General features: G+C 35.1%; 14 protein-coding genes. 4 read left to right on the forward strand and 10 right to left on the reverse strand.

Annotated elements, in window-relative coordinates; all coding sequences use genetic code 11:
• The first annotated feature begins 322 nt into the window (after positions 1–322).
• From AAAH86_RS05970 to AAAH86_RS05985, 4 genes are all read left to right on the forward strand, one after another.
• Positions 323–1,393 carry a ketoacyl-ACP synthase III gene (locus AAAH86_RS05970; RefSeq protein ID WP_343486603.1) on the forward strand — a complete coding sequence of 357 codons (1,071 nt, stop codon included), beginning with the start codon at positions 323–325 and terminating at the stop codon, positions 1,391–1,393.
• Positions 1,394–1,417: 24 nt separating this feature from the next.
• On the forward strand, positions 1,418–1,612 hold the full coding sequence (locus AAAH86_RS05975) for an acyl carrier protein (RefSeq protein ID WP_343486604.1): 195 nt from the start codon (positions 1,418–1,420) through the stop codon (positions 1,610–1,612).
• Between the two features lie 45 nt (positions 1,613–1,657).
• Positions 1,658–2,320 carry an acetyltransferase gene (locus AAAH86_RS05980; protein ID WP_343486605.1) on the forward strand — a complete coding sequence of 221 codons (663 nt, stop codon included), beginning with the start codon at positions 1,658–1,660 and terminating at the stop codon, positions 2,318–2,320.
• Between the two features lie 578 nt (positions 2,321–2,898).
• Positions 2,899–3,951, forward strand: a complete 1,053-nt coding sequence (locus AAAH86_RS05985) for a sugar-transfer associated ATP-grasp domain-containing protein (protein WP_343486606.1) — start codon at positions 2,899–2,901, stop codon at positions 3,949–3,951.
• Between the two features lie 200 nt (positions 3,952–4,151).
• Here the strand turns inward: AAAH86_RS05985 and AAAH86_RS05990 are convergent, their stop codons facing one another.
• The 10 genes from AAAH86_RS05990 to AAAH86_RS06035 form a co-directional block, all read right to left on the reverse strand.
• Entirely contained in the window at positions 4,152–4,778 is a 627-nt protein-coding gene (locus tag AAAH86_RS05990; protein WP_343486607.1) for an acetyltransferase, read from the reverse strand.
• Complete coding sequence (locus AAAH86_RS05995) at positions 4,775–5,779, reverse strand: sugar-transfer associated ATP-grasp domain-containing protein (protein WP_343486608.1); 1,005 nt, start codon at positions 5,777–5,779, stop codon at positions 4,775–4,777. The genes AAAH86_RS05990 and AAAH86_RS05995 overlap by 4 nt, the downstream gene beginning before the upstream one ends.
• Positions 5,780–5,785: 6 nt before the next feature.
• Positions 5,786–6,397 (reverse strand): sugar transferase, encoded by a 612-nt coding sequence (locus AAAH86_RS06000; RefSeq protein WP_343486609.1) that lies wholly within the window; start codon positions 6,395–6,397, stop codon positions 5,786–5,788.
• 160 nt (positions 6,398–6,557) lie between these two features.
• Entirely contained in the window at positions 6,558–7,718 is a 1,161-nt protein-coding gene (locus AAAH86_RS06005; protein ID WP_343486610.1) for a hypothetical protein, read from the reverse strand.
• Positions 7,681–8,709 (reverse strand): hypothetical protein, encoded by a 1,029-nt coding sequence (locus tag AAAH86_RS06010; protein ID WP_343486611.1) that lies wholly within the window; start codon positions 8,707–8,709, stop codon positions 7,681–7,683. Before AAAH86_RS06010 ends, AAAH86_RS06005 begins: the two co-directional genes overlap by 38 nt.
• Before the next feature lie 236 nt (positions 8,710–8,945).
• A complete protein-coding gene (locus AAAH86_RS06015) occupies positions 8,946–9,101 on the reverse strand; it encodes a hypothetical protein (RefSeq protein WP_343486612.1) in 156 nt (51 codons plus the stop codon).
• A 37-nt stretch (positions 9,102–9,138) separates the two neighbouring features.
• Complete coding sequence (locus AAAH86_RS06020) at positions 9,139–10,245, reverse strand: hypothetical protein (RefSeq protein WP_343486614.1); 1,107 nt, start codon at positions 10,243–10,245, stop codon at positions 9,139–9,141.
• 59 nt (positions 10,246–10,304) lie between these two features.
• A complete protein-coding gene (locus AAAH86_RS06025) occupies positions 10,305–12,020 on the reverse strand; it encodes an asparagine synthase-related protein (protein WP_343486615.1) in 1,716 nt (571 codons plus the stop codon).
• A gap of 642 nt (positions 12,021–12,662) precedes the next feature.
• Positions 12,663–13,349 (reverse strand): class I SAM-dependent methyltransferase, encoded by a 687-nt coding sequence (locus AAAH86_RS06030; RefSeq protein ID WP_343486616.1) that lies wholly within the window; start codon positions 13,347–13,349, stop codon positions 12,663–12,665.
• A 263-nt stretch (positions 13,350–13,612) separates the two neighbouring features.
• Complete coding sequence (locus tag AAAH86_RS06035) at positions 13,613–14,317, reverse strand: WbqC family protein (RefSeq protein WP_343486617.1); 705 nt, start codon at positions 14,315–14,317, stop codon at positions 13,613–13,615.
• Between the last annotated feature and the right edge of the window lie 8 nt (positions 14,318–14,325).

The raw sequence follows: 14,325 nt of genomic DNA on the forward strand, positions 1-14,325 counted from the left end.
AAGAACTATTGCTTAAAAAAGTTAATATATCTAGTGTGCAAATGGTATTACAACGGTTTTTTTTGACGCCAATCCGAAAACTCGCTGAAATGCCAAAATGTGAAGAAAATAAAGTAGTTTTATACTAATCCAAGGATTAAAAAACCCCCAACTAAAAACGATTGTTTGATAGGCAAAAGAGTCGAAATTTTTGATGGCACATGAATCCGATAGCAACCAAATACACTTTTCATCGGATTAGTGTTCATCGTTTAAAAGTTTGTTTCTAATTGTCCTTATGAATTTATTTTCCATATCATCAACTAAAAACCAGTGATTAAACATGAACTTAAAATTTCAGAATAAGAAAATAACTGGCATCCTAACCATTTTACCAGAAAATGAAATAAAGTTTGAGGATGAAGTAGATAATTATGCGTTCTCTAGAAGTCAGAGCATGAAACTTAAGCTAATCATGGGATATGATAAAAGACGCGTTATTAAAGAGGGAACCACCATTTCAGATTTATGCGTATTCGGCCTGGAGCATCTTTTTGAAAAAGGTTTGCTTGATAAAAATGAAATCGATGCCATTATTATGGTCACCCAATCACCCGATTATTTTATTCCCAATACCAGTCAAGTAATCCATGGCCGCTTAGGATTAAGAAATGACATTATATGTGATGAACTCAGCCAAGCATGTGCTGGCTACCCTATAGGCCTTATACAAGCCTTCATGCTATTGGAGCAAGAAGAGATAAATAAAGTGGTAGTATTGAACGCCGATATCTTTAGCCAGAAAGTATCAAAGCAAGATAGAGGAAGTAGACCGTTGACTGGCGATGCTGCTTCTATTACCATTGTAGAAAAGGATTCTTCACCTAGTACAATTTATGGTTCAATAAACACGGATGGAAAAGGGGCAGATGCGCTTATAATTCCGGCTGGTGGGTTTAAGCTTCCGTCCAGTGAAAAAACAGCAGAGCTCAAAACGGATAGTAAGGGCAACACACGATCTCTGAATCATTTGGTGATGAAAGGAGATGATGTATTTAATTTCGTACAGCAAGCAGTGCCCCCAATGATTGAGAATCTATTGAACAAGGCAGGATGTGGAAAAGAGGATGTGGATTATTTCATGTTTCATCAGCCCAATAAGTTTATGCTAAAAAAGTTGGCGGATAAAATGGAGGTTCCTTATGAGAAAATGCCAAACAATGTTGTTGAAAATTTCGGAAACGCCAATAGCGTTTCCACACCTACCAATATAACCTATAATTTAGGTGATACATTGACGAAAGATTCATTATTAATATGTCTGGCCGGTTTTGGTGCCGGATTAAGTTGGTCCTCTTTACTAATGAACATTGGTGATTTGGATTTTTGTGGAATTTTAGATTATAAGATTTAGACTATGGAGAACTTTGAATCGTCAATGGCAGAACTTCTAGAAGTAGACTCAATTGAGCTTAGTGATGAGCTTCAATCTTTTGATGCCTGGGACTCATTGACCATACTATCAATCATTGCATTTTGTGACTCGGAATATGACGTTGCGCTATCTGCAGAGGAAATTGAGGGGTCGGGTACAGTTCTGGGATTGCAAAAACTTATTGAAAGTAAAATGTAATTTGCTACAATTTCAATTCATAAAATCAATTAATCACATTATACCATGAAAAACGTAATTATACTAGGAACTGGCGGGTTGGCGGCCCAATTAACTTTTTATATTGAAGACAATAATTCTAAGGTGGAAAATGACGAAAAGCTCAATATATTAGGATATATTGATTACGAAGAGAATATCGAAAAGCACTGGAAAAGATATAACTTCAAAGCCCCCGTATTATGTGATATTGATTCGTATGTTCCCAAAGATGAAGAAGTTCTGCTAGCAATTTCGGATATTAAATTTAGAAATAAAATGATTGAGATTTTAGGTGAAAAAAATGCCAAAATCGGTAGCTTTATTCACTCAACAGTTATTATTTCCAAATCCCAAAAAATTGGCAATGGCAATATTGTTATGCCCTTTTGCGAAATTGAACCAAACAGTGAAGTTGGAGATTACAATATTTTGACCCCCTACAGTTTTATTAGCCATGACAGCAGCGTTGGTAGTGGAAATTTCTTTTCAAAAGCAGGGATAGCCGGACATACGAAGGTAGGCAACAATAATTATTTTGGTCTTGGATCAGTCATTATACCACACGTGAGCATAGGAGATAACAATATCATCATGGCAGGAATGGTGGTCAGCAAATCTGTGGAAGATGATACCACGGTATTTTATCGTTTTAAAGAAAGAATAATGGCCATTCCAAAGGTTAATTAGGTATTGCATTCACCGCAAAAAATTCAAACAACTTAATCAATTCGCCCCATCAAGCAGAATTTCTCGATTTATTTAATAGTGTAAATAGGTTAGATTACTCTTTCTCTGACTGTAAATACCTCTATATATTAGCTACTGCTTAGGTTTTACAAACTAGTTCATTGTTTGATATGTAGAAACTTGCGTTTCCATATTTACTCAAAAAATCTTTTAGTGTCGGTTTCTGTATAGGCTCTGTCCCCCAAGAGATGTAATCTGACCATGCTGCCTTGTATTCCCTTTTGAGTGCCTTGATAATCTGACTCTTGGCAAACTTACTTTTCTTCATCTGGCAAATAAAATTTAGAGTGCCTATCCCTGAATTTTATACTGCCCTATTCTTTGGCAAGGCTATCATACAACGATTATATCGAAATGAATGAAAAATACTTTTGGGCGGCATCTGGTCTCTGGAGGACGGGCAGGGACATGCATTTTATCTGATAAAATTATAGGTTAATCAATTAAAACTGAATGGAAAGCACGCTTGTTGTAATTTACTGTGCAAATGTTTAACAAAATATTTTATCAATCTTTTGGTGGGCCAGTTAAGAGAAAATATTCAAAGAATAAATGTATTTCTGAGGGATAAGGAAAAAAAAAGCTTTCCAACTGTCATTAAAGAAATAACGGTACTCTCTTTATCAAAAGGCCATTTCCCTCTTTATTATTTTGGTAGATTCCTATACAGAAAAAATATTACCAACTATAAGGACTATTTGAGTCTTAAGGAATACTATGCCATACTAAATTCAAAAGTTTACAATACAAAGGAATATACATACATTCTTGAAAATAAGCTTTGTTTTGCTCTTTTCTGTAAGGAAAACAACCTACCTACCCCCAAAACAATATGCTACAATATGAAAAGCATGTTCCTGGGGTTTGAAAAGAAAAACGAAATTCAAACTCGGGAAAGTTTTATAGAATATATTCATAGTATTTTCGAAAAAATCAATTGTGATAGAATTTTTGTGAAAACAGTATCTGGGTCGGGGGGTAAAGGTGTCTATCTTCTTACAAGAGAAAACCTAGATTCAATAACCAACGCCCAGGTAGAAAAAATAATGAAAAGCGTTTGTATATACCAGGAAGGTGTTATTCAGCATGAAAATCTAAATTTATTGTATGCTAATAGCATAAACACGATAAGAATCGATACCTATATTGACAATCGCAACCAAATCAATATACTGAGTTCTGGAATACGCATAGGAACTGGCAACAACTACGTTGACAATATTTCTTCTGGTGGTGTGTTTGTCCCTGCCGATCCATCAACTGGCAAGTTGGGGAAATATTCTTTTCAATCTATGATTCATGGTGGAAAAAAATACACACATCATCCAGATACAAAGGTTGAGTTTTTAGATTTCCAAATACCCTTCTTTGAAGAAGCCAAAGATTTATGTCTACAACTTACGAAACATCTTCCTAGTAGACTGATTGGTTGGGATATAGCAATCACCCCAAAAGGCCCCATCGTAATCGAGGGCAATACTAGACCTGGATTTCTTTTAGGAGAAATATATCATAAAGGTTATCGAAATCATCCTATTGGCAAGGAAATGTTAACTAACGTAAGACCATGAGTTGATTTCCAAAAGATAGTGTCCCCACAATATGCTCCCCTTCCTAAGACCAGTTGCCACCCAAAAGTAGAGCGGCCCCTCCGAAGAAAAGAATTGTGGCCCTCCCAGAAAAAGTAGTAGACTACACTTAAGCTGAGCATAAAAATCAAAGCAACAGATCTTGAAGGAGATTGTTTACTTACTAAGTCAACAAAGGTTCTTTAAAATCCTTTCTTTTTTGCGGGTACACCAACATAGGTGTGATATGCTTCAGTGTTCTTAATGACCATACTCTGTCCACCAATAATAGAACCTTCACCAATTTTAACTTGTTGAATAGTGGTAGCTCCAATACCGATTTCCGCAAAAGGTTCTGCGTGTGTAAAACCGGCTAAATTTACACCAGGAGCCAATGAACAACATTTTTCAATTCTGGTATTATGACCTACTGCGCAGTTCATATTTATTATGACAAAATCTCCTATTTCTGTTTCATAATTAATTGAAACTCCCGGATAAATGATAATTCCTTTTCCGAAATTAACATCATTGGAAATCCAAGTATTTTCAGATATAAAGTTCGGAAACTTATGATTATCTCCCACTTTTTGAAGTACTTTCTTTTTAACTATTGGATCTGCAATTCCTATAACCAATGCCACATCTGGGTATTTATACAAATCATCTACAGCACCTAATACCGGGATACCCCAAAAAGTTTTGTTTATTTTTTCAACCGCGTCATCAAGAAATCCGATAATATTGTATTGATTATTAAAAAGTTCTTGATTCAATACCAAAAAACCCCCAACGTTGCCAGCACCTACAATAATTAAGTTTTCTTTCATCTATATGCCTCCAATTTTTTTTTAAGGCCTTTTTTTACTGGTAGTTGCCATAATAATTTACACCAGTTATGGTTACCCTCTAAGAGTTCAGGTCCTTTATTGGTAATTGCCACATCCCAACCTATTGATCTATTCCCCTTATACAGTGAGGCGGCTTCCTTAACCATTTGAAGAGTCTCTTTCCAAAAAGGAACTCGAAATCCAACGATGTCAATTCCGGTAATAGGGTGCTTATACTCCTCGGTTTTCGTAATATCGCTATATACACCGGCTCCATTTACAATTCCAGAAATTTCATCTATTGGAGCGGCAATATTACCGGCTGCCAGGTTATCAACATAAGAATTAATCGTAATTCTCAGTCTACAACCCAAAATATTAACCTGATCATTATCATCCAATTGCGTAAAAATTCTAACGGTATTTAGGCCAGAAGGAGACAATTTCATGAGTGAATCATGCTGCATTATATATTCTTCTATCAAGTCATTATTTGTTTTCTTGATTGCTGAAACTATTTCCTTTTCTCCCAATTCATCAATATCCATCAGAAGAATGCCTTCTCCACATTGACCATCTGAAGACTTTACCACTAATTTGCGGGCAGGGTTTTTAAATAAACAATCAGAAACTTTTGAATCATTTAAGAAATGTTCTTTACTTGCGTATTGATGGGATATGAACGGTGCATACTTATCTAAAAATATCAATTTATTTTCCAATATTTTTCTTTCACTTTTAGGGTTCATTCGTAATTGATACTCGTACATGTATCCTGTACCGGCATACGTCTGTTTTTCTGATTTAGTAAGGTTATAGAACTTAAAATAAAAATAGTCCATCAAAGAAATATTATATTTTAGAGAAGCTCCTATACTATCACGAATGAGTTTAGTTTTTGATATGCCATAATTACCACTTACGAAACCACTAAATGTTTTGAATTTTTTTTGATCGAGTTTTCTCAGGTAATATCCTAAATATAACAACCTAGTAACCATTGCTCTCTAATTATTGCCTTTAAATCGTTCCATTGGCCGCTCATCACTTTGATTTACACCTTCTCTTTTCAAAACCTTGATAAAGGTCAACCATAAAATTTTCATGTCAAACAAAAATGATAGTTTGTCAACGTATTCTACATCATAAGCAAACTTTTGTGGCCAAGAAATACTATTTCTTCCATTGACTTGCGCCCAACCGGTAATACCGGGCCGTACTTCATGACGTCTCGCCTGATTTTTAGCATAAAGGGGTAAATACTCTGGCAGTAAAGGTCTAGGGCCAACAATACTCATGTCTCCTTTTAGGACATTGAATAACTGTGGGAGTTCATCCAAAGAAGATTTCCGTACCAATCTTCCCAAAGGTGTTAGCCGCTCTGAATCTGGCAAAAGCCTTCCTTGGGCATCTCTTTTGTCTGTCATGGTCTTAAACTTAATAATGCTAAAAACCTTTTCATTTCGTCCTGGACGAAGTTGAAAAAAAAATGGATGTCCATCGTTGATAAAATATAACCCAATAGTTGAAATAATCAAGATGGGACTGAATAGGGATACGAGCAAGAATGCTACTAAAAAGTCCAATATTACTTTTATGTGATTTTTATAAGAAATCATAAGCAGTCTATGCTATCAAGATATTCTTTTGTTAGTGTTTCTTTATTTAAGTTATTATTTGAGCACTCTTTTGCGTTCATGCGCATTCCTTTTAATCTCGTTTTGTCTATATTACCATATTCTTGAACAAATCATGTTAATTGCGTCTAGCTTTATATGGTTAGCCGATTTTGTTTCCCGAATGAGGTACTTTATGGATTATACTGGAATACAGATTGATTATTTTGCTTTTTTCCATGGCCAATAGGCTTTCTTTGGCCGAATCATCAATGACAAGAGTATTCAATTGATTAAGAAATTCAACAGTAGGATTCGCTAAAAAGTCCTCAATGAATGCTCCTGCTTCATAATTCTTTGTAAAACTATATAGCACAGGATTATCTTTATTGACAATAATCGGCAGACCTATGAAATAAGATAGATACAACCTATTTGGGGCACAAAGCTTATTGTTGGTATATGTAGGCAAATACATAACAATACTAGCGCATCCTTTTTTCCAAAATAATGGCAACACTTCATAATTGACATTGCCGATAAAAAATAATTTATCATCTTGTAGCCCATTCTCCTTCTTAAATTTAAAAAAGTCAGCTTCTGTACCCCCCAATAAAAGGATTACATAGGGAGTGGGCAGGCTTTTGCAAAAATCGGCGAGATGCTGCCTCCCTCTTTCGGTTTTTAAAGGCCCCTGATGAATTATAAATCTAGTCCCCCCTTTTTTATGTTGTTCCAGTTCATCCAATTTTGATTGCACCAAAGATGATGGGGCTGTGCTCGGATTAACATCAAAATAGGGCAAGTTCAAAAAGTAAAATATATTGTTTGGTAATTGTTGTTTTTCTATCAAATACAACATTCTTTCTTTATTGGCCATTATTACGGCATCAGATTTTTTCATCAAGAAATTTTCAAATGCATGCCAAATTTTATTTATGAAAGGCCCATTTTCATTTGGTACTTCATGATCATCATATATCAACCAGAACCTATTGCCTATCAATCTGAACAGTAATACTGGTAAAATTACTGCAGAATCCTGTGCATGAATAATATTTGGCTTCAATCTATTTAACAATCTGAAGGCTTTAAAGGTGAACTCAAGCACTGTAAATAGCCTTAAAAGTTTATTGTGTCTTAACCTGTTGTTAATTTGATGTAATCTAACAGAATCATCAAAAGAAATGGTCACCTTTTTATCAGGAAATAGTATAAAATCGACTATTAAATCCTTATTCCACTCTTCTAAAACCCTTAATTCATTTAAAATCCTTCCGTCTGTATTAATATTGGTCTTTGCTATGAATACTATCTTGTTCATGAATTTTAGCTTTTGTTATCAAAAAAATGAATGCAAGGAATAAAGTCGAATTTAGTCGCAATAAAAGATCAAGGTTTAAAGACGCAATTAAGAATAAGATTAGAATAGTTTTAAAGAATAGATTATTTGAAAGCACATAGAGTTGTCTTAATATTATTGCTATCAATAGCAAAGGTATAATGCCATATCTTAGAATGATTGTAAAAGCAGATGTATCAGTGACTGTCATGTGTCTATCATCAAGAAATGACCAGCGTGCAACCCATGTAAATATTGGGGTTTTATAGGGCAATCCCAAAACATAATATCCAGAAATCAGTTTTTCTTCCACCGCTTCATATATTACTTCCCTATTGCCTTCTACGGTATTTTCTGCGATGGTCTGTTGTCCCTCCAGTATTGAAAAGATTCTCTTGTCAATCTGATTTCTCATCGTTTGGCTATTCGCATAAGCCCCGAAAAAGACCACCAAAGCCAGTATGCCATAAAATATAATTTTCCTGATTTTTTTGAAATTGAATTTATTCCATAGTAGATAGACGGCCTCTAGAAACATCAGTGCCAGCAGAGTTCTATTAAAACTCAGAATAATGGCGAAAACACTAAGAATAGCAGTGATTTTAACCAATCTACCCTTGCTGTACCACTGATTGCTTTCTTGGATCAAGAGATACATACCTATTAAACCGAACTGAAAATTGGCATTGCCCAATCTACCACCCTGTTCTCTCAATATGTCAGCGCCCTCGAAATTAGGGTAAATAGGTAGGCTGACAAACATAGACAGAATCGCTATTAGAACCGAAGCACTGACTGCGAGTAATAATATTTTCCATACAATTCTAATATCGGCCCTTATCCCTTGAGCTATCAGAATTAAAGATGAAAATAAGGGTAATCCAACCCGTATAGCTTTAAAAGCATCTCCCAACGATTGACCGTACATAAATTTTTTGGCAATAACTTCTGTAAAAACAACCACAATAATCAAAAGAACAATATTCCTTTTCAGGCGGGGACTTTTGAAAGTAGCACTAGAGGGCGAGTAACAAAATAAATTGATGATGGGCAATACAAAAAAGGCGAATTCGCTTATTTTTAGTTGCACCCCGGGCAATGGTAAATAGAAGGTACTGTTCGATGGTAAAAAGAAACCAAAGAATAACACTAAATAAAATAATCGGTTAAAGAGTATATGCATTTAAAAATTAGGCTTTTTTTCTAAAACTAGATAATTAATATTACCTTACCCATAAAAGTACTGCCAATCAGTTTTATTGTTGCATCAATTGTAATATGAATATTTTTGGCACCTATAGAAAAGAGATTTTCAACAGCAAGCTTAAAAGGTACATCTTTCAATACAACCAATGCATTAATCATGAAAGCTTCGTTTGTGCTCTAAACTATCAGAAAGATGTTATTCGTTTAGTAATTCCAGCACTTGGAGTGTAAAATCACTTTTAGACTGTCCTTCTTTAAGTTTTTTTAAGCCCTTTAGGTTGTGTTCTATTTCGCTTTTCGCCAAGTACACCTGTCCGGTTTTCAAATCGTTTTCAAGGATCTCCATATTATAGATGTAAAGCCCCTCTCCTTCAAGCCATTGATAGGTAGGGTTTTTGCTGTTAAGATATACTTTGACGCCTTTATGCAAGGCCATAAAGACATTGCCAAGTGCCAACTGTCTATAACTGTTGTTTATAAAGGCAGCTACGGGCCCATAAAAATCAATAAATTTATTGGGTGCAATGAAAGAATCTATTAATTCCACCCCAGCTAATTTTGCCCTTTTACGGACTTCGTGTGTATATGTATTCTCAGTGCCATAATTAAACAAGACTTTTATATTCAATTTCTGGGCATGTTTACTTCTTTGAACCAATTCCAAACTGTCTAAATGATTGTTGTAAAACGCCCTACTATTGCCAATGACTACAATATTTTTTTTGGGATAGTCCAATTTAAAATCAATTTTGCTGGAATAATTACGATGATGTTCAGAAGCAAGAGGGATAAGCGTGGGGAGATGATTCCAATGTCTTGTCAAATGTTCGTACTCATCTTTAAAAGTACAGGTAATTGCATCTGAACGCTTTATCGCCCTATAAAACGACTTTTCGTAATGAAAAAAAAACGGAAAAGTAGACTTCACTTTGCTTTTAACTATTCTGGAGACAAAAAAAGATTTAGATTTTGTACTTAGATATAAATGTGGTTTACGCGAATACAATTCAGTACCAAAAAACCTCCAGATAATCTTAACCCTTTTATCCACACGATTCACAATCTGGCTTTTGAAAAAATCTAAATTATATATGACTAGGGCATCCGCCGAATTAGCGACCGCTAAAATTTTGTTCAAGTTATCTGGAATGGGTTCATAGAAAAGGGCCTTATTATGATATTCCTTATTTGATGAATTTTTACTGTCCAAAATCATGATCTCGTTGATAAATGATTCATCAGTATACCTTTCGGAATCATGTATAAATTTATTATCCGAATGGACATGAATAATTTTTTTCATTGGGTCTAACGATGTTCGATTTACCATTTATTGGTAGGATACGAAATTTAAAATTGTATTTAAAAGTTAAGTTTTATTGCGGAAAGAAGGGTCAGTACCTGATTCTTTTCAATGGCGTTCCCAGAATTATAGAGATTCTGACAATCAGATTTCAGTTCTCTATCGGTTATACGTTCAATATTCACCTTAAAGTAGGTATCCTGAAACGTTCTAAGGTCATTGTTTGTGTTATACCAATATTCCAACGGATTCATGTGATTTTTGGTCGATCTAGCAGATGATTTCAAACCCAATTTATGCAATACGGCCGACGTGGCATTTCTCAATGGCATCTGCCTGCCTTTGTAATTGATTGAAACTTGCTTGGTGGATGGTTTTCTATTAATTTTTTCCCATTTATAGTTGGCGGCTTCTGGATATTTAGATAAAAGCCATTTTAAATAAATGCCGTGATTCATCCTGTTTTTAATCGGTATGTCCAGGCAAAATTCCATAAAATCGACATCATAGAAAGGAGATATGGTTTCTGAATTGATCTGACCGATTTTTAGCCCCTCGTTGATCCCATTTAATCCTCTTTGATACAGCATGGCCAATTCAAGATCTTCGAACGAATCGAAAGATGTGTTAGTAGGGTTTTTTCCTTCGATACCCTTAGAAAATTTCCCTCCCAAAGTTTTCAAATCCTCATTGTTCAAACGGCCTATATAACTGCCGATTACAACGTCGCCCAATTGTCCAGAATGGGTCATTCCTAAGATATCGGAATTAATATATTTATAAATGCTATGACTATGCGCAAGTCCGTAATACAACACATGCCCTCCCGATATCTTGGTGATCTCATCAATATCCTTTAAAAAATTACCATTATCGAGTGCCTTAAAAATCCATTCGTGCTTTAAATCGGCGGCAATCTTTTTTGCAATGGTCTCATCCAAATAATCGCTTTGGGAAAATGTGAGGTTTATTTGATTCACATAACCCATCTCATGTGCTACCCAAGCAACCATTCTGGAATCCAATCCGCCACTTAGAGTGACAAGATGCTTGTATGAGTATTCCCTATCCTTGTCAAATTGAAGGCGTATAGCTTCCCTAAATTTAGTGTCCAGTATTTCAATTACTTCATCTTCATTTATATCTCCCTCAAGTTTCGATTTCGGTAGCTGATAATAATTTGTCATATCGGTGCTGCCGTCTTCTACACGTAGATAGTTTCCGGGCATTATTTTATGAATATCTTCACACAAAGTTTTATTTCCCAACATATATCCGTAACTCAACAAATTATACGCAGCCGCAATATTGAAACCATAAGAACGATTATTGGCCTTTAGAAAAGCGTATATTTCATTTATTTCACTTGAAATAAAATAGGTATCTCCCTTTTTATAATAATAGAGATCTCTAGAGCCGATATGGTCCGTAAAAACAAGCCATTTTTCTTTCTTCTTATCATATAGTGCGCCACAAAAGCTACCCTTGAACTTTTTAAAAAACTCATTTCCCTCCCTTAGGTATAGTTCTATTAGGGTCTCTTCCCAATTTAAGTTAGGCTTTAAAAGGGCTTTTTGATTTAAAATCACGCCTTTCAGTACTATGATATAGTCAGTTGTTTCAGTAAATAGACTATCATTCTCAAATTTATTGTTGGAAAAATTTTCGAGGTAGATATCCTTGTAGGCAATGCAATTATGCGGATTAGTTTGAGTTTTCCATGACCTACTAATTTCTTCATTGGAAGAACCTATTGAAATATTGAATCCTCTCATAAATTATTATTAAAAAACACCTAGAAGAGCACTAAATTAAACTCTTTCAAACGTAATTCACCCATTTTATTGATTAACAACAGATATTGTGGTACATATAGCACTAAAGTCATAATTGATTTTGTATTTGACGTTCTTATATTGCAACCAACCCTACCAACTGCTAGCGTATGAACGATAAAGGTTACTGCAATACGCATGCATGCCAGTCAATTTGTAGTTAGCCCCATTCAATACCTCTATAAACGCAAGAGTGCTCAAACGCCGAATCTAATAACTTTGAATCTTAATTAGTTTATCAAGATTTGAATGGAAATTGAAAAAGGGTGAAATGTTGAAGGGGTCATCAAGAAATCGGGTTCTTAAATTTGACCTGACCAAAAGTGACTATTTTAAATTGATTGACCCGCTCTAGCTGCAAGCAGCCCGACTAGAGGTTTTGAAGCATGTTTTCTCAAGATATAGTAGATATTTGATTCAGTGACTTTGAATAAATCATCTGTAACGCTTTGTCTATTCCGACCACAAATGCTGTCTATGTAGACAGTCAGCATTGCATTGAAAATGCTGTTGGTCGTAAATTGTCGAACTACGCGACTATGTACGGTCAGCAGCCCCGAACGTATTGGGCCCCTGTAATTTTCATCCCTTGTTATAATCGGCAATCCGCCTGATAGCAAAGCTTGGACTATTGTTTAATTCAGAAGTCAAGAATGCTATTTCCCAGTTATGTTTAACGCAAAATTCATAAACCGCCTCAATCACGCCATAGCGCACCAATCCATCCCAATTACCGACAATATAATCGTGTCCGGCAATATAGCCACCCGCTTTTACTTTTTTGCTATAGCGCTCTAATTCTTCAAAGGTGGTTTTATAGGAATGAGAGGTATCGATATACACCCAATCAAAATAATCGTCCTTAAAATCATCGACTACCGTTGTCGACAACCCCAAGTTAATCTCGACCGCTTGGTTTTCGGTATAATTCTGAAACCGACCTTCAACTTTTTTTCTTTTGTTTTGATTATACCGTTTGCTCCCCCAAAAGTCGATTAAATGTAATTTTTTTGGTTTGTTTATTGTTAAAATCGAATCTGAAAAATCACCTTCGTCAACTCCTAGCTCGGCCACTACACCTTTTTGTGGTAATATTCGCAACAGTTCTTCCCGTGTTGTCAGGAGCTTGGCGTTTTTTATATGCATTTCACTGAGCTCGAATTTAGGAATAGCCTGCGAAGCTTTAGTGTTTGCTTTTCTCACAATGGGCAGTATTAACCTCTTGTATAAAGATCCTGGTAATCCTCCAAAAAATTGACTTTTTTTCATTTGTTTTTCTTTTTATTGGTTACAATGGTGGCAATATGATAAAGTTTGGGGTTCAAGGGTCATTCATTTTCAATTCATAATGTGCTCAATACAAGCCATAGTCCGCAATCAAGTTATTGAACCCTTTTTTTCAAAAAAATACTTTTTTTATCTTTAAATTTAGTTGTCTTTTCAAAACACGATGGCAGTTCAAAAGATGTTGCTTGCCGAAACAAATTTTCGAGCCATACAAAGCTTTAATCCCAAATAGTTACGGCTTGCGATCATAAAAGTCTATACTTGTTAAGAAGCCTATGAATGTCTTCAATGGAATTATGCATTAGAACATCGATTATCGATAGACTTGGAATAAAATCTTTGTTAAACTGAGAATATTGAATATCCGCAGGCTCTAAAAAGTATAGTTTAACACCTTTGCTCTCAAAACATTTTTTGCAATATATAGCTCTACCCCCAACAGGGTTCATATAGGTGGAAGCACCTAGCTCTTTTGTAATGTTTATCAGACGAATTGATTTTTCTTGACCCTTGGTGTGATGAAACGATTCTGAAGAAAACTTGAAATCTACGTTTATGTTCAGGTATTTTGAAACTAACTTAACTGAAAATGCCGCTAACTCGGCTATGTTGTCGATTTCAGAATAGAAAACTGTTTCCAACAAAGGAAAGACATCGCCGAAAAAGGGTGCTTTTGAATAGGTTTGCCTCATGGTGAGCAATATATTATCAGGATACCCTTTGGATTTACTGGCGATACCCACTTCGTTTATCAACTTATTTTGACTTTTTTTAGAGCACGGTACCGTAAAATAACGTTCTTCATTTTTGAACAGAATTTTGTTTCTATTGATAAAACCTCCCTTAATAAAATTTACATCATCTGCGAAAATGAATACATCAACCGAATTAACCAATTGAAAATATGGTAAATAGGGAAAAAGGTATGGCTGCATCATGGCTACTTTCATGCCTCAAA

Source organism: Allomuricauda sp. d1 (genome assembly GCF_039592695.1).
Lineage (GTDB): Bacteria > Bacteroidota > Bacteroidia > Flavobacteriales > Flavobacteriaceae > Flagellimonas_A.